Source organism: Chitinophaga oryzae (assembly GCF_012516375.2).
In the GTDB taxonomy this organism is placed as follows: Bacteria; Bacteroidota; Bacteroidia; order Chitinophagales; family Chitinophagaceae; genus Chitinophaga; species Chitinophaga oryzae.
Genome location: NZ_CP051204.2, coordinates 3,117,119 through 3,136,876, shown reverse-complemented (window position 1 = coordinate 3,136,876; position 19,758 = coordinate 3,117,119). Strand labels below are relative to the sequence as shown.

Here is a 19,758-nt window from a genome sequence, read left to right as displayed (position 1 = left end):
ATAGACATCCGGGCGTCGCGCTCGTTTATCGATTCATGTTTCGTATGGATAGCAACTTCGTAGCATTTTTATTGTACAACTTTTCCAGCACGCTGTCCGGCAGGTATATGCCGGTGATCATCCAACGCGCCTGCATATGGTGGCTGGGCGCGGGATCAATGTATTCGTCCTTTGTTTCGAGGAATCGGTAATAGATCCGGTAAGCTTCTGCATCACAGGGCGTATCGGTACCGAACAATATCCTGTCCTGGTACCTGATCATGAAATCGCGGCAGGTATAAGGCTGCCGCCCCAATTCGCTGATCCGCGCTGATATCTCCACATAAAAATTCGGATACCGGTCCAGCCATGCACCTACCTTGTTCAGCTCCTCCGGCAGATTGCCTACATGCGCGCCGATGAAGATGGTGTTCGGATGCCGCGCTATCACACGGTTGCGCTGTTCGATGATGGAATCTTTCTTTGGGAACTGATCTCCGTAAAACGACCAGTCGGGATGCGCGCCCAGTTCATCGTAACGTTCATTGTATTTGTCTACCGGCGTGAAAAAAGCTTTGGGATCGGAAACATGCATCAGCACCGGTATTCCCAGCGCTCCGCATTTCTCCCAGAAAGGACCTAACCGCGGATCATCCACCGGCACTACTTTCCCGCTCTTGTCCTTTACGGTAAGCCCCAGCTCTTTGGCGATCTTTACGCCCCGTATCCCCTGCCGCACGGCCTTCTCCAGCCTGGCAGCTTCGCGCTCGCCAAATCCCGGTTCATCTATCTTGCTGTAGTCAGGCCGGAAGAAAACGAGGAAACGTTCCTTAGACACTGCCCGTGACGCTTTCAGATGTTCCAGGTACTGGTCGTTGGCGGAGTAGCCATCCAGGCTAACGCAGGACACTACGCCTGCTTTGTCCATCTCCTGCAGGTAGTGTTTTGTCTGCGCCAGCCCGCCCAGGTGGTTGTGAATATCGATCACCGGAAATTTCGGTTTTTCTATTGGTGTCACATGAGTGACCAGCTGGCTGCGGGGCTGCCAGTCCAGCAACTTCAGCTCTCCCGCCTGCTGCGCCCGCAGCAGACAAGGGGTGACCATCAACAGGAAGATGATTTTTAATAGCCGTTGTTTCATGATGCCTGCTATTTTGTTTCGTATACCCTTACATAGTCGATCACAAAATCTGCCGGGAACACGGTAGGATCGATGCCCTGCTCTCCGCCCCAGTCGCCGCCGATGGCCAGGTTCAGCAGCAGATACTGCGGCGTGTCATAAGCCCATTTACCGGGTGGTACGTCTTTCCTGAGATAAGAGAAATACAGTTTGTCATCGAAATAAAAATCGATCCGGTCTTTCTTCCAGTCAACCGCATACACGTGAAAATCTTCCCATGGTTTCTCTACCGTGATCTTGCCGCCACGGCTGCCACCTTCATACCCGGGGTGGATATTGGCGTGAATGGAGTTAGGATCATGCCCTACAAATTCCATGATATCAATTTCAGAATACACCCAGGAGGAATCCCCCGGGCCCCAGGCGAGGTTATTGCCCAGCGTCCAGATGGCCGGCCAGACACCTCTGCCGTGCGGCAGTTTGGCGCGTACTTCCACACGGCCGGTAACGAATTCAAAAATATCTTCCGTATTCAGACAGGCGGAAGTAAATTCCCCTCCGCTGTCGGAGGTAACGAAACTGGTACCCCCTTTGATCAGCCGCAGCGGCTCTTCCTTGATAGCGCGGATCACCAGGTGCCCGTCTTTCACATGTGCATTCCTATAACGGTTCTTGGTGTAATACTGCGCTTCGCGGTGGCGTACAAATCCTTCTTCAAACCGCCATTTCTTCGGATCGGGCAGACCGTCGGTATTAAATTCATCCGACCATATCAGTTTCCCTTTCTGTGCAGAAACAATCACCGGGAACAACAGTAACAGGCCTGCTAAAATTTTCTTCATCATCATCGTGGTATTTTTTTAAAACGTTATTCAAAGTGAAGCCATCCAAAATGCGGCAGGTCGTGGAAACTCGGGCCCGTCAGCTGCCAGCACCATTCCGCCGGTCCTTTATCATAATCCACCCGGTAGAAGTTGCCCTTCCATACCGTCCCTGCTGTAGGGTAAGCGTTGTTCAGCGGCCTTAATAGTTTGTACGGAATAAAAAATTCAGCCGTCCATCCTTTGACGGTGGCGCCGCTTTTCTTCTCTCCGCCCTGTACGGCGGTAGCGTGAAGTGTCCGGTGGTCTTTCTCGTAGTGAAAGGGCTGCCAGCCCGCCAGATCGTTCTGCTGATTGGAGATCAGTAGCACCAGCTCATAGTTCAGCGGTGACAGCTCGTATTCGAAATAAGCCGGCTGTGTGGTGTCGGGCCAGAGAAATGCCTCCACCACATCTTCCTTCCACAGGTCCAGCATATCGGCCTGCATGGTGTTGCTCAAACGCTTGTCTTCACAGCGGAACAGAAAATAGATCCCTTTTCCGGAATAGAGCGCTTTTACCTGTGTTTTCGCCGGCACATCGCCGGAGCGTTGCGAAAGGGTTATCCAGTCCGTTTTATGCCAGTTGGCGTCCGTACCGGCGCCGGTGATGGTAAAATCGGGTGTGTTCCTGACTTTCAGCACTGACTGCGCCTGCGCCAGCAGGCAGGCAATACACAGTGTAAGGGTACATAGTAATTGTCTCATGGGTTCTGTGTTAAGTTCGGGTTCAGCCCTGTTTCCCGTTCCGGTATATAGTTGATCACCTGCGGATCGTTGGGCTGTATCGTAAGATCATATTGATTGTTGCCATGGAAACCGGGATACGCTCTTACCATGGGCAGGTTGTTGCGGAACAGGTCATACGGCCGGTGCGCTTCAAATGCCAGTTCCAGCCGGCGCTCTTCCAGTACCACTTCCAGCACGGTGGCATGTCCTTTCAGGTTGCCGGTGGTATAGAGCGCGTTGCCGGAAAGGCCTGCCCTGCTGCGGATAAGGTTGACGTCTGCAATGGCGGCGGCATCGTTGCCCAGTTTGGCATTGGCTTCTGCGCGGACCAGGTACACTTCGGCCAAACGCAGGATCACCGGGGAGCTAAGGTTGGCAATGCCTTCCTGCCAGTTGTATTTGTTGATGTAATAAATGGGCGTCTGGTTACGCTTCAGCATATTGCCGTTGCCATCCCGCTGCGGCTCTATAAAGCTATGGCGCACGTCTTCCGGGTATTTGTCCAGCAGCTTTACGAAAGCTACGGAGGCGTATACTTCGCCCCATCCGGTGGACTGAGTAACAGGATCGTTGTAATACATGGAACCGATGGCATCTTTTCCCCTGTCGTCTGCCACGGTGTGACGGATGGCAAAAATCGTCTCCGGATTTTCTTCGGGCACCACCCTGAAATAGGTTTTATAAGGCTGCGTCGCCATCAGATGATAACGGTTGGAACTGATCACTTTCTCCGCATATTTCAGTGCGTTGGCGTTGTCGCCCATATAGAGGTATACGCGGGCAAGGAGTGCTTCGGCGACCTCTTTTGAAGCGAAGGCGGCATTCTTGTTCATTGTCATCAATGCTGCCGCCTTCTGCAGATCGGAAATCACAAAATCATACACGGCTTTTACGCTGCTGCGGGCAGGACGGTCGTCGCGGGTGTTGTCTTTGATCACCACGCCCGGATTATTGCCGTTACCCTGCAGGTAGGGCCGGCCAAATAACCGCACCAGGTCGAAATGAGCCATGGCGCGGAGATATAGGTTCTCTCCCTTCAGCTGGTCCAGCTGCGCGGAGGTGCCGTCGGTGATTTTTTCGATGATGGCATTGGCGGAATAGATCACTTTATAAGCGCCCTGCCAGAACTGTTCTGTATTGCCCATGCCCGGGAAATGGGTATAGGTATAGGTGTAGAATACCTGGTCGCCGGTGGCGCCGCTCAGGGCCACATCATCGCCGGGATATTCCCCCAGCTGGTTCAGGTTCTTGGTGTACTTACGGTCTACCAGCCCCGCATATACGCCGTACGTGGCGGTCTGCAGGTCTTCCGGTGTCTCCAGCGCTGTTTTGTCCGATTTGCCGTTGTAGGGCTCCAGGTTCTTACTGCATGCCGTCAGCGACAAGACGGCGGCCATGAGTATATGATGTGTCTTCATAACGACTACAATTAAAAGGTGATGTTAATGCCCACCAGCAGTTTCCTGGCCAGCGGATATTTGGTGCTGTTCTGCTGGAAATTGTTTCCGCTCTCTCCTGCCGGCGTGGCATAAGGCCGCAGCCCCATTTCCGGGTCCAGGCCGGAGAAGCTGGTCCAGGTCCAGAGGTTATCGCCACTCAGGAACACCCTTGCATTGGCCAGCTTCACGGTGCGCAGGAAGCGCTCGGGCAGGTCGTAAGACAGGGTAACGTTGCGCAGGCGCAGGTAACTGCCGTCTTCCAGGAAGCGGGACGACTCCAGGTCAGAATTCTTATTACCGCCATACACGGCCCTGGGATCGGTGGCGATATCCCCCGGTTTCTGCCAGCGGGTACGGCCGCCGGGCAGCACCCTTACATTGGAAGTCGGTTCACTACCGTCATTGGTACTCTCTTCATACACTTTATTTCCGCTGACGAAGTTGACAAATACACTCAGGCTGATGCCTTTATAGGACAACCGGTTGGTCATGCCGCCGGTGAATTTGGGCGATGCGGCGCCAACATATTGCAGCGTGGCGTCGTCGTAGGAATTGGTGGTGGTGACCACCGGTTTACCGTTGCTGTCGGTTGTTACTACTTCCCACAGCGGGTCGCCATTTTGCGGGTCTACGCCGGCCCACTTACGCATATGCCAGCTGTAGAGGTCCCGTCCTTCGCTGATCCACTGCAAAGACGAATAGGCGATGTCTTCATGATTGTTCAGCTTCAGCACCTTGTTGCGGTTGATGGAAAGATTAAAGCCTGTTTCCCACGTAAAGTGCGGCCGCACGATATTTTTGGTATTAAGGTTGATCTCTATGCCCCTGTTGCGCACGGAGCCTACGTTGCGGGTCACGAAGTCGTAGCCGCTGGTATAGGGCACGGGCACATCGAGCAGCAGGTCGGTGGTGGTTTTATCGTACAGGTCAACGGTGAGGGATATACGTTTTAACATGTCTATATCCAGCCCCAGGTTGATGTTTTTGGTTTTCTCCCAGGTAAGGTCCGGGTTGCCCTGCACCGCGGGCACCGATCCCGGGTTGGAGGCATACTGGGAAGTATAGGAATAGATGCCCAGTGCCTGGTAGTCGCCTATTTCGGCGTTGCCGGTCAGCCCGTAACTGGCCCTGAGTTTGAGCAGATCGAACACGGGCAGGCTACGCATAAACGATTCTTTGCTGATGGTCCAGGAGCCGCCCAGGGTATAGAACCCGGCGGAGCGGTGATTGGCGCCGAAGCGGGAAGACGATTCCAGTATGTAGGCGCCGATGAGGTTATATTTACCCAGGTAGGTATAGTCTGCCTGTACCAGTCCTTTGGTAAAACGGTTCTCCGTTTTGGTGCCCGGCCCGAACTGCGACCGCTGGATATTCGCCGCGGCATCCATGATGTGCAGGCCGGCGGGTATCTTGTTTCCATAGAGGCTGTTGCGTTCGAAGGTGTTCTTCTCTCCTTCTGCCACGCCGATAATATTCAGCGCATGTTCGCCGAACTGCCGGTTGTAATTCAGTCGGTTGGAGGTAATGAGGCGCTGTTCCATGGAGGAATTATTATACAGTTCTCCTAGTCCCCTGCCGGCTTTGGAGCGTACATCATAGTACAGTTCGCTTCGCAGGCCGGAGTAACTGACACGGTTATACGTGGAAAAGGTAAGATGTGGCGTGATATAGTAATCCAGGTTCACATCGGCGTAGGCGGTGATTTGTTTTCCTTTATCGAAGTTGTATTGCCAGCCGTGCAGGAAGTTATCGTGCTCGCGTCCTATCCAACCCGGCTCTGTCCCCATTTTAATACTGCCGTCTGCGTTATAGGGATTGTCCCAGGGGAGGTTCAGGCGGGACAGCAGCAGGGCGCCGTAGTTACCGGAGGCTTCATTTTCGAAGTTACGGGAGGAGGCGTTCACACGGGTGCTAAGTTTTAATTTATCATTGATACGGTGGGCGATGTTCACCCGGAGGTTATATACTTCATTGCCTGTATGCCGGATGATACCCTGTTCATTGTAGTAGTTGCCCGATACATAGAACTGTGTTTTTTCGGAGCCGCCGGAGAGGGACAGGTGGTGGTTCTGCGTCAGCCCGGTGCGGTAGGCAAGGTCCATCCAGTCGGTATTTTGCGACAGCAGGTTGGCGGGCCGTTCCTGCTGAAAAGTGGCGGGGTCGAAGTAGGATTTCTGGTAGTCGTACAGCTGCTGGCTGTTCATGAGCCGCATGTTGCCCATGCTCATTTTATTGGCGCCTGCGCTGGTGTTGAGGTGGATGACCGTTTTGCCGGCTTTTCCCGATTTGGTGGTGATGATGATCACGCCGTTGGCAGAGCGGGCGCCGTACAAGCCGGCGGCCGCGGCATCTTTCAGCACGGTAACGGATTCAATATCGTTCGGATTGGCGGTACCGCCGATGATGCCGTCCACTACGTAGAGCGGACCGGCGGCGGCGCTGATGGAGCTGGCGCCGCGAATGGTGACGTCTGCCGCCACGTTTGGATTGCCGGACGGGTTTTGTACCACTACGCCGGCTACTTTGCCCTGCAGCAGGCTACCCACATTGTTGGACGTAACGTCGTTCAGCTGCTTTCCTGAAACAACAGATATCGCGCTGGAAATCTGCGATAGTCTTTTGGAGGTATAACCTACCACCACCACTTCATTGAGCGCCGCGTTTTCTACTTCCATGGTCACCGGCAGCGAGCTGCGTCCGGAGACCGGCAGCGTCATCGTTTTGTAGCCAATGGCTTTGAAAATGATTTCTCCGCCGGCCGGCGCCTGGAGAACGTATTTGCCGCCGGCGTCTGTGGTGGCGCCTTTCTTCGTGGCAGGCACATAAACGGTAACGCCCGGGAAGGGATTGCCTTTTTCATCCTTCACCGTTCCGGTGAGACGGACTTCCGGCTGCTGCGCTATCACGGCAGATGTTATCAGCGACAGCAAAAATAATAAGATACAGGTTGGTCGTAAGCGGGAGCCTGTGAAACGCTTTGATTTGGTTGATAACCGGCCATCCGGTAGTTTTTTCATCATTTGGAAATACATAAGGCGCACAATATTTGAAGTAATGACACAACAATCTTTACTGCTGAAGGAGCTTCAGGGCATTGAGCCGGTAGATTTTTTCCAGCACCTGCGGGCTCAGTCCGAGGCCATACAATGGCCAGTGATAGGTAAATATTCCATGCTCATAAAAATGATCATCCGTGGATTCCATAATGCGGAAGGCTACCTGGTAGAACTTCGCCGCATATTCCATATTCATTTCCAGGTCATAGCCCAGGTCGGTACCAAAGAGCAGCCGGTCCTGGTAACGTTCGTAAAAAGCTTTGGCTACGCGGGGAATGGTGGCTGTTTCCGCGAAACGCGCCGCATTGTCGACATACAGATTGGGATAGGTGTCCAGCAGGCGCGCCACGATGTTCAGATCGTAGGTGCAGTTGGCGAAATGGCAGGCAATGAACATCGTTTCCGGGTGATTCCTCACCACGTTTTCGAAGGTCTGCAACAGGGCGCCGTGGTCCAGCAGGCCGGGCTGTGCAGGATCGATGCGCCATTCATAGGCATTCATCAGCCCGTCGTTCTGCGCGTCCATAGGCAGGTACATCCACATAGGGTCTGCAATGTGGATATTGACCGGCATCTTCAACTCCCCGCATTTGCGGAAGAGGGGTTTCATGCGCGGATCGTCGAGATGGAGCCCGTATCCCGCCACCGGCCGGGAGTAGAATTCGCCCACGCCTTTATCGCCCAGCTCCCCTACGCCTTTGGCGCCCATGCGATAGCACCTTTCCAGTTCCGCTACGGCATGGTCCGTCCAGCTGTCATCTCCCTGGTCATACCCCGTATAGTCGAAGCCGCACCAGAGATCGAAGCGATCGGCGTATTTCGCATACTGCTGTACTACGGCATCGAAGCCGGCGCCGGTTTCAAAGGTGAGCACCACGCTTTTTTCTATGTTGGCCGCATCCATCCTGCTCACCCATTGGCTAACGTCCAGTTGCAGCTGCCAGGCATGCGTATGCATGTCTATAACGGGAAAGCTTGCACGCCGTACGTCTGTTTGGGGTATATTAAAAATGGACACGGGCCGGTAGTCGTTCAGCCGGATATTTTCCGGTGACAGCGCGGCATTTTCAAATGGTTTAGGTTTCACTTTTTCCAGATCCATCGTTATATATTTTAAGGTGGTAGATGCCGGTTGCGAATTATTTTACCGGCGGCCGGTTTCCCTCCTCCGGGCCGCCGGTAGAATATTTTCAGGTGCTTATGGCACGGTCACATACTTCACCTGGTAAGGGTTCAGGGTGACCGAAAGCGTGTTGTTGATCTTTGTCTTCTGCTGGCTGGCCGTCTTATTGATCAGCATGATCTTCGTCTGCGACGACATCACCATCACGCGGCTGTCGTCCGAAACGGTGGTAGTGTATAGCTTTGTGCCAGCCGGGAAATAGGTATTAAAATCCTTGTACACGTAGTAGTTATTGAAGGGCATGCCGCCGTTGCTTTGCAGGGTGCTGCTGAAAAAGTTGCTCACATTGCCGTCGCCGGGCTGCTCTTCGGGCGACCAGCGCAGGGACACGGCATCGCCTGCCAGCGCGTGGTACACCAGCATACAACCCAGTGCTGCCGGCTGTATGAGCGTGTCGGTATGCATACCTACATAATCTTCGGACCACCAGACAGGCAGCGTGGTATGGTTATGCAGCCAGGTGCTGATGTCTTTGAACTTTTTGGTAGAGCCGATGATATCGGTGGCGTCTGCGTCGTTACCGTCAATACCACCGTCAATGCAGAGGAAGTCGCCGCCGTGCTTATGCTGCAGCCAGTAGGTCACCACATCGAAACAGCGCTGGTCCAGTTCTCCGTATATCGGATCGGTAATGCCGCTGTGGGCGTTGGAGGGCGCACCGTTTTTCCAGGAGTCGATACCGATGTAAGGTCCGCCGATAATAGCATCCGGGCGTACGTTCTTTACAGAGTCGTATATCAGGTTGTACAGGCGGGTATAGCGTTCATAATCCCAGCGGTTATGCCCAGGCAGGGTGTCCCACATGGATTTCAGTTCATTCCATACCTGGAAGTACTTCACCTGCGGATATCTTTTGGCTGCCAGTGCGCACAGGTGTGCGTAGTCTTTCTCATGGGAGAAGAGCGGCGCCCATTCGATTTTATCCCAGTCGGTATCGTCTTCCGGATATTTGCCGGCGTACCAGGTGGTGTCTGTCATCCAGGTGGGCGCTGTGGCGAAAGTGAGGATGGGGGTAGCGCCCATGGTAGTGGTCATCAGGTCTACGCGGTGATCGAGCGACGTCCAGTTAAAGTCACCGGGACGGGGCTCCGGGTTATCGGCGCCAAATCCGCAGATGTGCTGGTTGTGGAACACTACCGATCCTTTGAGGAGGCTGATGCCCCTGGTGAGGGCAGCGCCGCTGCCATCCAGCGTTTTCTGCATATAGGTCACCCCCAGCTGCAGCGAACTGGTCATCAGTTGCTGGCTTTTGTTGACCGTAATCTTCACGGTATCGGCCAGCAGTTCGCCTTTGGCGAGGGTGTTCAATTGATGGTCGAGGGCTTCGCGGTCCTGTTTACAGGAGACCGCGGCAAGCGCAATGAGCGCTATGGCGATGAAGGATTTCCAATTAAAGGTGATCATTGCATGTGTTTTTGGCGCTTATGGTCAAAGCGTTTTTTGGTTAATAAAACTCTGTGTCGCAGTTGCAGATGGAGGCTGCAGCTGTGAAGGAAACCTGTTTCTGTTTAACCGTTTTACTCAGAGAGGATCACTATTGCTACTGATGCCAGCAGTAGTCCGGCCGATAACACTGCATCCGGCACCACGCCATAAATGATGAGGGAAAGAATAACGGTGATTACAGAAGAGAGGCTGGTGAGCGGTATCACGATGATGGCTTTGCCGAATCGCAGGGCATATACCAGCATCAGTGCCCCTATTGCGTTGAGCAGGTGGACAGGGATGGCCATGCCGAATCCTTTCCATCCCCAGTTGATCGGCTGGGAGAAGTCGGTCATCGCCAATGCCACCGGCACCAGTAACAGGGAGGCCACTGCCATATAAAAAAAGATACTTTCTGCTTTCATGGTGTTGTTGGCAAACTTCATCACATAGGCTTGCGTGCCCCACATTACAAACACCGCCATGGCCATGATGAGCCATATATTCCCGCTGGCCGGCCCGTGCTTGCCTGGTTGGAAAGCCAGGAAAAAAGCCGCCAGCAGGGCAACGGCGATGCCTGTCCACTGGCGCCGCGAGCAGGTTTCCCGCAGCAGTACGACCGACAACAGGATGGTGAGCAGCGGAAACAGCGTGATCAGGGGAAACAGGATGTAGGCCGGCCCGATGCGGAGCGCTTCAAAAAGCATGAGCTGCCCGCCGGCGCCCAGCAGCCCTACCATGGCGCCCAGGAAAATGCTGCGCAGGTCCGTCTCCAGCTTCCATCCCGTCAGATAGAGCGACAGCAATGTACAGGGCAACATGGTGGCTACCCATACCACATAGCCCAGGGTTGCCGGGAAACCGGCTTTTTCAGGCAATTCGATAAAAGCCCCCCATATCCCGATGAATATGGTGTTGATAGCGGTATATAATAACCAGAGGCGGGATTTTTGCATACGTGGCTCTTTATTGTTCCAAAGGAGGCATTACCTTCAAAACCTTATTTTTATTTCAAAAACAAAGTAAATATAAGAGATAAAACTAAAAAACAAGCTTAAAATATTTTTTATAGAAAGTTTTTGAAAAACATCAACAAAGGAAAAGAAATAAAAAACCCTCTTCCCGGGAGGAAAGAGGGCAATAAAAATGTCTTAAAGGATTAAAACAAAGAATCAGGCGATGATCACCTTTATATCCAGGTCTTCCAGCCTCTTTTTATCGTCTGCCTGTATACCGGCATCAGTGATCACTGTATGAATTTTATTCGGGGCGCAGATAAAGGCCAAACTTTTCTTGTTGAACTTACTGGAGTCCGCCAGCACGATCACCTGGTTGGCGATATCGATCATGATCTCGTTGAGATAGGCTTCTTCCATATTGGGGGTGTAAATTCCGCTGCGGGTATCGAAGCCGTCCACCCCCAGGAAAAGCTTGTCCACATGAAAGCTGCGCAGGTTCTTCTCTGCCAGCGGCCCCACGAGCGACATGGAGTTTTGCCGGAGATAACCGCCCGGAATGATCACATTAATATTAGGGTAGTTCACCAGCATGTTGACGATATTCATGGCGTTGGTGATCACATTCAGGCTTTTAAAGGACTGCAGGTGTTTGACCAGTTCCGCAGTGGTGGTGCCGGAATCCACGATCATGGTGTCATTTTCCCGTACCAGCGCGGCGGCGGCTTTACCGATAGCCATCTTCTCTACATAATGCAGCTTGTTCTTCTCGCTGATCTGCTGGTCCACCCCTACATTGTGCTCCAGTTTGATAGCCCCGCCCCTGGCCCGCAGCAGCATGTTCTTCTGTTCCAGCTGGTCAAGGTCATTCCTGATCGTCACCTCGCTCACATTAAACTCTTTGCTCAGCTCCGTAATCAGCACCTGCCCTTTCTTGTGCAGTTTTTTCAGTATCTCATTCCTGCGGGTGACGGTTGAACCGCTTTGACTTTCTTCCATTGCAGATATTGGTTTTATTAAAATACTTAACATTTAAAAGCAAGCGAAGTTACATAATATTAAGTAAAATCCCTGAAACAAAACCAAAACAAAAATCAAAGAAAAAATAAAAAGCTTTTGAAAGTAAATAGTCTTTTAATACATTTGCTTTCAGTTCACCATTCATCATCCGTTCTATGCAATCATTCTTTGGTCTGGCTATTCCGGAATTAGAAAGTAAAGGAGCCCTTCACACCGCCCGGGAAATCGTACAACAACCCGACATCTGGCATAAGATACTGGAAGGGATCATCGGGCAAAGCAGCGAACTGCAGCACTTTCTTCAGCAGGCCTGCAGCGCGGCAGACAACATCATCCTGACGGGCGCCGGCACCAGCGCCTACATCGGCCTTTCCTTACAGGGCAGCTTCTTCCGCCATACCAACATCCTTACCCGCGCCGTCGCCACTACCGACCTGGTAGCGCACCCGCAGGACTATTTTCACCGCAACAAAACGCCGCTGATCATCTCTTTCGCCCGGTCGGGCAACAGCCCCGAGAGCTGCGCAGCACTGGAACTGGCAGATGAGCTGTCCGCCGCCTGTTACCACCTGGTCATCACCTGCAACAGTCACGGCAGCCTGGCCAGGTGGCAGAGCCGCCACCCGCAGCAACGTATCCTGCTCCCGCCGGAGTGCAACGATAAAAGTCTCGCTATGACCAGCAGCTACAGCGGCATGTTGTTCGCCGGCACCCTGCTGACAAGACTGCACCACCTGCCGGCGCTGCAACGCCAGGCCAGCAGACTCTTTACCTACGGCAAATCGCTGCTGCGCACCTATACGCCCGTGATGCAACAGATCGCAGCAGCGCCTTTCCGCAGGGCCGTATTCCTGGGAGACGGCGCTTTCTTCGGCACGGCCACAGAAGGGCAACTGAAGCTGCAGGAACTCACCAACGGGAAAGTCATCTGCAAAAGCGACAGCTTCCTCGGCTTCCGTCACGGCCCCAAAGCGGTCATAGATGAATCCACGCTCGTCATCTACCTGTTCTCCAACAGCCCTTATGTGCTCCGGTACGAAAAAGACCTTGTGCTTTCCATGAAACAGGGCAACAAAGCACTGATGGAAATAGGCGTGCTGCCTGCCAATACACATATCCCGGAACTGGATTATCTTATACTGACAAACGACAACCAGTCGATGCTGGAAGAAGACCTGCTGTGTGTCTGTAACATCATCCCGTTGCAACTGCTGGCTTTCTTTACCGCGCTGAAACTGGGCATCCATCCGGACAATCCTTCCGACAACGGCGCCATCACCCGCGTCGTGGAAGGCGTATCTATCTATCCGCTTAAAGCCTGATAAAATCTTCCGTTATGAAAAACTTCGATGTGCTGGTGGCAGGAGAGCTGAACGTAGACCTGATATTTAACCGGTTAAGCAGCCTGCCCAGCCTGGGCAAAGAAATACTGGCCGGAGAAATGACTTTCACCCTTGGCAGCAGCTCCGCCATCTTCGCCTGCAACCTCAGCACCCTCGGCGCCAGCGTAGCCTTCGCCGGCAAAATCGGGAACGACACCTTCGGCCGTCAGCTGTTGCACGACCTGCAGCAAAGAAACGTCGACACCCGCTTTATCACCGCCACCGCTGCCGCCGGCACCGGCATCAGCGTAGCGCTCAACGACGGACAGGAAAGAGCCATGATCACCTATCCCGGCGCCATGAACACTTTCACCGCAGCAGACGTCAGCGACGAAATGCTCCGCACCGCACGGCACCTGCACGTCAGCTCCGTGTTCCTCCAACCGGGCCTCGCTCCCGGCCTCGCAACCCTCTTTCAACGCGCGAAAATGCAGGGCCTCACCACCTCGCTGGACCCGCAATGGGACCCCGCCGAAAAATGGCAGCTGGAACTACCGGCGCTATTACCCTATGTAGACGTGTTCCTGCCCAACATCGCGGAACTCCGGGCGTTCACCGGCGAAACCAGCGTGGAAGCCTGTGTACAGGCGCTCAGCTACCACCCCGGCATCCTGGCCGTTAAACATGGCGAAGCAGGCGCCTATATATGGGACGGCTATACGCTGTTTCACCAGCCGCCTTTCCTGCACAACGAAATCGCCGACTGCATCGGCGCCGGCGACAGCTTCAACGCAGGATTTATCAGCCGTTACCTCCTCGGCGGCAATATCACGCAATGCGCTGCTTTCGCCGCACTGGCCGGCGCCGTGAACACCACCGCCCCCGGCGGTATCACCGCCTTCGACACCATCGATACCTTCCGGGCTATCGCATCACAAAAATTTAACTATCAGCAACCATGGACCTGAAACAACAATTGCAATACTGCTCCGCCTCAGGGACCGCCCTGCTGGCCGTGAACTTCTACAATTTTGAAACACTGAAAGGCTTGCTGCTGGCAGCCAAAGCCAATAACTGCAGCCTCATTCTGCAGCTCTCCGAAGGGACGCTCCAGTACCTCGGCATCCACTCCGCCGTCAACATGGCCAGGGCCGCTCTGCGCCAGTTCGGTGTCCGGGGATGGATACACCTCGACCACGGCAACAACATCAGCACCATCCGCGAGTGCCTCGACGCCGGCTTCGACTCCGTCATGATCGACGCCAGCGAAGCTTCCTTCTCTGAAAATGTGAAAACCACCTCCGCAGTGGTAAAACTTGCAGAAGCCTATAATGTCAATGTGGAAGCGGAACTGGGTTATATCGCCAAACTGGGCCAGCAGCAACAGGGCGCTTTTACCAGCCCGGCAGATGCGCACCGGTTTGTCAGCGAAACCGGCGTCAATGCCCTGGCCGTAGCCATCGGCACCGCCCACGGATTTTACAAAGACCCGCCCAACTTACAAATAGCATTATTAAAGGAGATACACGCCGCTACTCCCGCCGCGCTGGTGCTCCACGGCAGCTCCGGCGTACCGGACGATCAACTGAAAGCAGCGGTAAAAAACGGTATCGCCAAAGTGAACCTGGCCACCGAAACAAAAAACATCTTCATGAAAACATTACAGCAACAACTCCGGCAAACGGAAGACATAGACCTGCGACGGGTATTTCCCAAAGCCATAGACGCCGTCACCTCGCTCATATCGCAGAAACTACAGGTGATCTAACCCTCCTCCTGCATATTTATATGCATCGCCTTCACATAAGCACTGGGCGAAAGCTGGGTGATCTTCTTAAAATTCCGGTTAAAGCTCGTCTTGGAATTAAACCCGCATTCAAAAGCCAGCGACAACAAGGTATACTGCTGGCTTGCCGGCTGCAGCAGCAATTGTTTAAAAGCTTCGACCCGGAGCACATTGATATAATCGTAAAAACTACTGGCCTCTTTGGAATTGATCACCTGGGAAAGTACGGCAGGATGCACATTCAACGCTTTGGCGAGATCCCCCAGTGTTAAGCCGGCATCTTTGTAACACTGCTGCTCCTGCATGAGCGCCGTCAGCGCAGCATGAATTCGTGCAGCCTCCGCGTCGGTAAGACTGCTTTTTTCATACTTCACTTTCGGGCTGCTGTCATCCGTGTCCGCTGCGGTTGTCTTTTCCACCGCCAGCACCGGCTCCTCCGGCCGGACCACCGCAGGAAGATATACTTCATGTGCAGGCGGCGGGTTGGAGAAAATACCTACCTGGCGGATGCCAAAGTAACCGATAAAGAAAATAAACAACGCTACCACAAAGTATAACGACGCAGCAGACTCGAAAAAGATGACCACGATCCAAATAACGCCCATGCCGCCAATGAGGTAGCGCAACCAATTGAGCGTAATCTTATCGGTGTTGGAAAACTGGACGGCCACGTTCCGGCGGTGACGACGCAGCAGGTAAAGAGACAGTATCACATACACGACTCCGGAAACCATAATACCCCCTACCATTACATGGAACAGCGGCGCAAACTTCGACGGAACAACGCCCAGCTTTTCCGCTACCGGCATCAAAGGGAGCACCCACGCCATTAGCCCAGCGACCAGCACCGCCGGGATGAAGTGAAGCATATTACGCCACCCCTGGCGTTGCTGGCCGGTAAGAAACAAAATATACAGGTACAAAAACGGACCATGCAGGAAAGGGAATGGCAGCTCCCAGCCAATCAGCGCCGGCATGTCGCTCATCTTATTAAAGGCATACCAGCCAATCAACGCCTGATGCACCACAGCAAAAAAGAACCAGGCACTCAGTATTTTGTCCGCCGTACTTTTTTTGCGTTTGCTGACAAGGAGGATGAACAGGAACAACGAGATAAAAACGCCCCCTATATAGATAACACGCCAGTCCGATAACATATCACTTGCTAGTCTGATGTAAGAAATACCAAATATAAGGGTTTCAACCAGGTATTTGTTACGCCAACTGCCCTGCATCAGCGTTTCAGCCGTATGCCCATACCCATTTCCATACTGATGTGCTGGAAAGTACTGACAGGATATTCCTCAAAAGGATAAAAAGGCAGGTAGACCTTTGCATTGAAAGTATGCCGTTTTCTCCCGAGAGACCAGTCCAGCAGCAGGCCCACATCCGGCATCGTGGTGCTGCTTTTGGTCGTGATCTTCTCCAGCCCGGGGTAGTCGAGCGTTTCTTTAAAAGCAATACGCCGCACACCGCCCATGGCCAACATGGTAAGCCTGACAAACTTCTTAGGCCCCGTCATCGTATAGCCCACGCCCAGCTGATGAGACAGTTGAAAACTGTAATTCGTTTCCACGTTGTAGGTATTTTTAGCCCCTGCACTGGCCAGCATAGCACGTGCTCCCAGCACCCAGTTGCCCTTCAGGGAATATTCTATAGAAACAGCAGCGAGTCCTTTTACCGGAAGGCTCCATGGCAAAGCGCCAACGGCCGGTTTGATGGTAAAGCGGGATAACGGTTGCTCCTGCCCATGCAGACTGATGGTCAGCAGCAACAGGCCAATAAAAAACAGGTTTCGCATAAACGGGTTTAGTTGTTTTCAAAGAAAAAAGTGAGTGCCTTTTTGATGTTCGTCTTTTTGGAGTCGAGGTGCCCCTTCCCGGGGGTGATGTAATCCTGCAGTGCATAATGAGGATAATACGCCTGTAGCGCGTTGCGGAAGCCTGTAAAAGGCGGGCGCATCTTTTCTTCCAGTTCACCCAGCCCGAGAAAAAAAGTACCGCTCCCCACCTTGTTTTGTTCGCGGTAAGCCTTTTCGTTGCGGAGCGCAATCGCATCGTCATACCAGAACGAAGGGCTCAGGCACAGGTAGTGGCCAAAGATCCGGTTATGATTGGTGAAGCTGTGGCCTACCAGCAGTCCGCCGGCGGAATGTCCCAGGATGGCCCTCGCTGACCGGGCGGGTGTTGCATGAAACTCGGTCTCTATCCGTGGAATGAGTTCCGCTTCTATGAACTCGATAAATTTATCGGCCCCGCCACTGCCGATATCGCTGGGCGTCGGGGTATAATCATCCATACGGTCGTGGCCGTAGCCAATACCGACAACCAGCATCCCTTCCTGGTGACGGTCACGGGCCTGCTTTTCGCATTCCACCGCGGTAAAGTCAAAATCCAGCCTGGCATCCAGCACGTAGAGGGTGCGATATCCCTTTGCAGGGGAATAGTTTTCGGGCAGTGCCACCCGGATGTCATAGTTGCCACCGTTGACAGCCGACAAGAGACCGAACTCCCGGACGCGGCCTTTTTCGATGGTTTCCTTCTTACAAGCAGAGAAAATAAGCGTCAGGCATAAACATCCAGCCAGGCGCCAGGTACTACACAGTTTCATCCATTCGTGATTTTAAAGTAAAAGACGTGGCCGAAGGCACGGCCGTTTGTGCGGGCAAAACTATCGAAGCGCTCTGGCATAAACGGTTCACCTTATAAGGTGGCACCTATACGGGTAAAGGATTCCGGAGAGATGGAACCCGTTATGCTGTAGAAAAAGTGATGCTGGCGCAGTGCTATAGTAAGCGCTTATTACCACAAAAATCTTGACACACGCAAAGATTTTATTAATGCGGCGCCGCCAAATTTGCGTTATAAAAAGTCTAAACATGCATCTATCCCGAACGATTAAAATTTTGGCCCGCATCTACCTGTTGCTGTCTGCAGGAAGTTTTTTTATGGTGAGCATGATGGGATTTTTCAGTCCGCAGGCGGTTATGGACCTCGTACAGGTGAAGCTTCCGAACAATGACGCATTCAGCTCCATCCGGGGCGTATATGGCGGCGTAGGGTTAACGATCACGGTCATGCTTGTACGCTGGGCGCTCAAAGATATACAGCAGGGCGTTGTTTTTTTATGCTGGCTATGGGGGCTGTACGCGCTCTCGAGAATAATAACATGGACGGCAGAAGGTCCGCTGGGAGCATTCGGTACGCAATGGCTGGTCATTGAAAGCGTGTTTTTTGCGATGGGAATGTTACTATTCCTCCGGCTACCCAAAAACAAGCCTGCTGCTCATGGCTAACAATATAAGCCCCCGTATGCCAGCAGGCCGTCTCTAAGCTGCGACGGCCTGTTTTTTTTGTTCCTTACATAAAAAACTGCTCCGAAATAATTTTACCATCCTTCACGGTATACACGCAAAGTTCCGTCATGGTCTGGCGGTCTCCTCCTTTCATTTTAATGTCCATTGTCAATACAAAGGAAAAGGCGTTGCCGGCGATCAGCGGCTCGGAAACCGAAGTACCATGCCGGGATTCCACCATCTCGTTAAACTTCCGGTCTTTTTCCCGGAGCGCTTCCTTTCCTTTGGTTTCCCTGTCAAAACCAGGAATATCAGCGGGTTCTATGCTGACGGCCTCGTCAGCGTAAAGCTCCTGCTGCGCCCGGCTAAATTCTTCATTACGGCAATATTCAGCCAAACGGGTGGCAACTTGTGCAACTGTCATAAGCGTGACTTTTAACTAAAGTTACAAATGTTGCCGGTTAATTCACCTGTCAGCATTCCCCTCCTGGTTTTACGATAATAACAGAAACCGCCGCCTCATGCCTGACAAAAATCAGCATGGTGTCTAATAACGGTCATAGTAATCGACGCAGCAGGCTGGTATCTTTGGTTTGTTTCCGATACACAAGGGGAACGACCATCTTAAATCCAAAGGTATGTCCGGCATTATCACTATTACACTGAATCCTGCCATTGATAAAAGCACTACCGTACCCAGGCTGGTACCGGAACGAAAGCTACAATGCAGTCATCCTGTCTTTGAACCCGGTGGCGGCGGGGTAAACGTGGCGAGGGCCATCATACAGTTAGGCGGCAACGCCCGGGCTATTTACCTGGCGGGGGGCCATCCCGGTAAATTTTTCGACGCCTTGCTAAATGCTGAAGGAGTGCCTGCGGTGTCTGTCCCTATTGCAGGGAACACCCGGGAAAATCTGATCGTCACCGATATCGCCGATAACGCACAGTACCGGCTGGATATGCCCGGACCGGCAGTGGACGCCTACGAATGGCAGCACTTGCTGGAAGTTATCCGGGGCATCGGTCAGGTGGATTATATCGTTGCGAGCGGCAGCCTGGCGCCGGGGGTCCCGCCGGATATATTTGCGTCTTTCAGCGCCATAGCGGCCCTGAAAGGCGCCCGGTTTGTTGTGGACACATCCCGGGAAGCCTTAAAACAGGCATTGCGGGAAGGCGCCTACCTTGTCAAACCCAACATCAGGGAACTCGCGGGCTTTGCAGGCAAAGACATGCTTAACACAGAAGAGATCGTGGAAGTGGCCCAACAAATCATCCGCAAAAATCAATGTGAAGTGGTCGTCGTATCCATGGGAGAAACAGGCGCCATGTTAATAACGGACAGCATGGCCGTAAAGATCCCGGCGCCAAGGGTGCAACGGGTAAGTACCGTTGGCGCAGGCGACAGCATGATGGCAGGCATTGTTTACAGCCTGTCTGCCGGCCGGGATATATTGGAAGCTGCACAATTCGGCGTCGCCTGTGGCACAGCCGCCACACTGAACCCCGGCACCGCCCTGTGTAAAAAAGAAGATGCGCAACGGCTTTTCGAAGAAATACACCAAACACAGTCATTTACCATCAGCCGTTAA

Annotated in this window: 18 protein-coding genes; 5 read left to right on the top strand and 13 right to left on the bottom strand. The window is 53.1% G+C overall.

Going from position 1 to position 19,758, the window contains the following annotated elements; translation table 11 throughout:
• Positions 1 to 25: 25 nt before the first annotated feature.
• The 9 genes from HF324_RS13120 to agaR form a co-directional block, all read right to left on the bottom strand.
• Entirely contained in the window at positions 26 to 1,120 is a 1,095-nt protein-coding gene (locus HF324_RS13120; protein WP_168859966.1) for an amidohydrolase family protein, read from the bottom strand.
• A gap of 8 nt (positions 1,121 to 1,128) precedes the next feature.
• Positions 1,129 to 1,947, bottom strand: a complete 819-nt coding sequence (locus HF324_RS13115) for a glycoside hydrolase family 16 protein (protein ID WP_168802899.1) — start codon at positions 1,945 to 1,947, stop codon at positions 1,129 to 1,131.
• A gap of 20 nt (positions 1,948 to 1,967) precedes the next feature.
• The gene (locus tag HF324_RS13110; RefSeq protein WP_168859965.1) at positions 1,968 to 2,666 is read right to left on the bottom strand and encodes a carbohydrate-binding family 9-like protein; all 699 of its coding nucleotides are present in this window, start codon (positions 2,664 to 2,666) and stop codon (positions 1,968 to 1,970) included.
• Positions 2,663 to 4,105, bottom strand: a complete 1,443-nt coding sequence (locus HF324_RS13105) for a RagB/SusD family nutrient uptake outer membrane protein (protein ID WP_168859964.1) — start codon at positions 4,103 to 4,105, stop codon at positions 2,663 to 2,665. The genes HF324_RS13110 and HF324_RS13105 overlap by 4 nt, the downstream gene beginning before the upstream one ends.
• Positions 4,106 to 4,116: 11 nt before the next feature.
• A complete protein-coding gene (locus tag HF324_RS13100; RefSeq protein ID WP_168859963.1) occupies positions 4,117 to 7,056 on the bottom strand; it encodes a SusC/RagA family TonB-linked outer membrane protein in 2,940 nt (979 codons plus the stop codon).
• 139 nt (positions 7,057 to 7,195) lie between these two features.
• Complete coding sequence (locus HF324_RS13095; protein ID WP_168802895.1) at positions 7,196 to 8,284, bottom strand: amidohydrolase family protein; 1,089 nt, start codon at positions 8,282 to 8,284, stop codon at positions 7,196 to 7,198.
• Positions 8,285 to 8,380: 96 nt separating this feature from the next.
• Positions 8,381 to 9,769 (bottom strand): hypothetical protein, encoded by a 1,389-nt coding sequence (locus HF324_RS13090; RefSeq protein WP_168802894.1) that lies wholly within the window; start codon positions 9,767 to 9,769, stop codon positions 8,381 to 8,383.
• A gap of 113 nt (positions 9,770 to 9,882) precedes the next feature.
• Entirely contained in the window at positions 9,883 to 10,746 is an 864-nt protein-coding gene (locus HF324_RS13085; protein ID WP_168859962.1) for an EamA family transporter, read from the bottom strand.
• Between the two features lie 216 nt (positions 10,747 to 10,962).
• Positions 10,963 to 11,745 carry a transcriptional repressor AgaR gene (gene agaR, locus HF324_RS13080; protein ID WP_168859961.1) on the bottom strand — a complete coding sequence of 261 codons (783 nt, stop codon included), beginning with the start codon at positions 11,743 to 11,745 and terminating at the stop codon, positions 10,963 to 10,965.
• Between the two features lie 176 nt (positions 11,746 to 11,921).
• On the opposite strand from agaR, the gene HF324_RS13075 reads away from it, so the two are divergent.
• From HF324_RS13075 to HF324_RS13065, 3 genes are read left to right on the top strand one after another with little or no spacing between them, the layout of a single operon-like run.
• Positions 11,922 to 13,088 carry an SIS domain-containing protein gene (locus HF324_RS13075; RefSeq protein ID WP_168859960.1) on the top strand — a complete coding sequence of 389 codons (1,167 nt, stop codon included), beginning with the start codon at positions 11,922 to 11,924 and terminating at the stop codon, positions 13,086 to 13,088.
• A gap of 14 nt (positions 13,089 to 13,102) precedes the next feature.
• Positions 13,103 to 14,056 carry a carbohydrate kinase family protein gene (locus HF324_RS13070; RefSeq protein WP_168802890.1) on the top strand — a complete coding sequence of 318 codons (954 nt, stop codon included), beginning with the start codon at positions 13,103 to 13,105 and terminating at the stop codon, positions 14,054 to 14,056.
• Positions 14,047 to 14,856 (top strand): class II fructose-bisphosphate aldolase, encoded by an 810-nt coding sequence (locus HF324_RS13065; protein ID WP_168802889.1) that lies wholly within the window; start codon positions 14,047 to 14,049, stop codon positions 14,854 to 14,856. Before HF324_RS13070 ends, HF324_RS13065 begins: the two co-directional genes overlap by 10 nt.
• Here the strand turns inward: HF324_RS13065 and HF324_RS13060 are convergent.
• The 3 genes from HF324_RS13060 to HF324_RS13050 all read right to left on the bottom strand — a co-directional run bounded on the left by HF324_RS13060 (position 14,853) and on the right by HF324_RS13050 (position 17,484).
• Complete coding sequence (locus tag HF324_RS13060) at positions 14,853 to 16,031, bottom strand: helix-turn-helix domain-containing protein (protein ID WP_168859959.1); 1,179 nt, start codon at positions 16,029 to 16,031, stop codon at positions 14,853 to 14,855. The genes HF324_RS13065 and HF324_RS13060 overlap by 4 nt on opposite strands.
• Positions 16,032 to 16,108: 77 nt before the next feature.
• Positions 16,109 to 16,675 (bottom strand): hypothetical protein, encoded by a 567-nt coding sequence (locus HF324_RS13055; RefSeq protein ID WP_168859958.1) that lies wholly within the window; start codon positions 16,673 to 16,675, stop codon positions 16,109 to 16,111.
• Positions 16,676 to 16,683: 8 nt separating this feature from the next.
• Complete coding sequence (locus tag HF324_RS13050; RefSeq protein WP_168802886.1) at positions 16,684 to 17,484, bottom strand: alpha/beta hydrolase; 801 nt, start codon at positions 17,482 to 17,484, stop codon at positions 16,684 to 16,686.
• 268 nt (positions 17,485 to 17,752) lie between these two features.
• On the opposite strand from HF324_RS13050, the gene HF324_RS13045 reads away from it, so the two are divergent.
• On the top strand, positions 17,753 to 18,169 hold the full coding sequence (locus tag HF324_RS13045; RefSeq protein WP_168802885.1) for a DUF4345 domain-containing protein: 417 nt from the start codon (positions 17,753 to 17,755) through the stop codon (positions 18,167 to 18,169).
• Between the two features lie 64 nt (positions 18,170 to 18,233).
• Here HF324_RS13045 and HF324_RS13040 read toward each other — a convergent pair whose 3' ends face one another.
• Positions 18,234 to 18,593, bottom strand: a complete 360-nt coding sequence (locus HF324_RS13040; RefSeq protein WP_168802884.1) for a nuclear transport factor 2 family protein — start codon at positions 18,591 to 18,593, stop codon at positions 18,234 to 18,236.
• A 214-nt stretch (positions 18,594 to 18,807) separates the two neighbouring features.
• On the opposite strand from HF324_RS13040, the gene HF324_RS13035 reads away from it, so the two are divergent.
• The gene (locus HF324_RS13035; RefSeq protein WP_168859957.1) at positions 18,808 to 19,758 is read left to right on the top strand and encodes a 1-phosphofructokinase family hexose kinase; all 951 of its coding nucleotides are present in this window, start codon (positions 18,808 to 18,810) and stop codon (positions 19,756 to 19,758) included.

What these genes read in the sequence shown, in the direction of transcription:
- HF324_RS13060 (WP_168859959.1), bottom strand. Translation starts at nt 16,031, where the DNA reads ATGTTATCGGACTGGCGTGTTATCTATATAGGGGGCGTTTTTATCTCG.
- HF324_RS13075 (WP_168859960.1), top strand. Translation starts at nt 11,922, where the DNA reads ATGCAATCATTCTTTGGTCTGGCTATTCCGGAATTAGAAAGTAAAGGA.
- HF324_RS13110 (WP_168859965.1), bottom strand. Translation starts at nt 2,666, where the DNA reads ATGAGACAATTACTATGTACCCTTACACTGTGTATTGCCTGCCTGCTG.
- HF324_RS13105 (WP_168859964.1), bottom strand. Translation starts at nt 4,105, where the DNA reads ATGAAGACACATCATATACTCATGGCCGCCGTCTTGTCGCTGACGGCA.
- HF324_RS13065 (WP_168802889.1), top strand. Translation starts at nt 14,047, where the DNA reads ATGGACCTGAAACAACAATTGCAATACTGCTCCGCCTCAGGGACCGCC.
- HF324_RS13095 (WP_168802895.1), bottom strand. Translation starts at nt 8,284, where the DNA reads ATGGATCTGGAAAAAGTGAAACCTAAACCATTTGAAAATGCCGCGCTG.
- HF324_RS13050 (WP_168802886.1), bottom strand. Translation starts at nt 17,484, where the DNA reads ATGAAACTGTGTAGTACCTGGCGCCTGGCTGGATGTTTATGCCTGACG.
- HF324_RS13120 (WP_168859966.1), bottom strand. Translation starts at nt 1,120, where the DNA reads ATGAAACAACGGCTATTAAAAATCATCTTCCTGTTGATGGTCACCCCT.
- HF324_RS13035 (WP_168859957.1), top strand. Translation starts at nt 18,808, where the DNA reads ATGTCCGGCATTATCACTATTACACTGAATCCTGCCATTGATAAAAGC.
- HF324_RS13055 (WP_168859958.1), bottom strand. Translation starts at nt 16,675, where the DNA reads ATGCGAAACCTGTTTTTTATTGGCCTGTTGCTGCTGACCATCAGTCTG.
- HF324_RS13085 (WP_168859962.1), bottom strand. Translation starts at nt 10,746, where the DNA reads ATGCAAAAATCCCGCCTCTGGTTATTATATACCGCTATCAACACCATA.
- HF324_RS13090 (WP_168802894.1), bottom strand. Translation starts at nt 9,769, where the DNA reads ATGATCACCTTTAATTGGAAATCCTTCATCGCCATAGCGCTCATTGCG.
- agaR (WP_168859961.1), bottom strand. Translation starts at nt 11,745, where the DNA reads ATGGAAGAAAGTCAAAGCGGTTCAACCGTCACCCGCAGGAATGAGATA.
- HF324_RS13115 (WP_168802899.1), bottom strand. Translation starts at nt 1,947, where the DNA reads ATGATGATGAAGAAAATTTTAGCAGGCCTGTTACTGTTGTTCCCGGTG.
- HF324_RS13070 (WP_168802890.1), top strand. Translation starts at nt 13,103, where the DNA reads ATGAAAAACTTCGATGTGCTGGTGGCAGGAGAGCTGAACGTAGACCTG.
- HF324_RS13045 (WP_168802885.1), top strand. Translation starts at nt 17,753, where the DNA reads ATGCATCTATCCCGAACGATTAAAATTTTGGCCCGCATCTACCTGTTG.
- HF324_RS13040 (WP_168802884.1), bottom strand. Translation starts at nt 18,593, where the DNA reads ATGACAGTTGCACAAGTTGCCACCCGTTTGGCTGAATATTGCCGTAAT.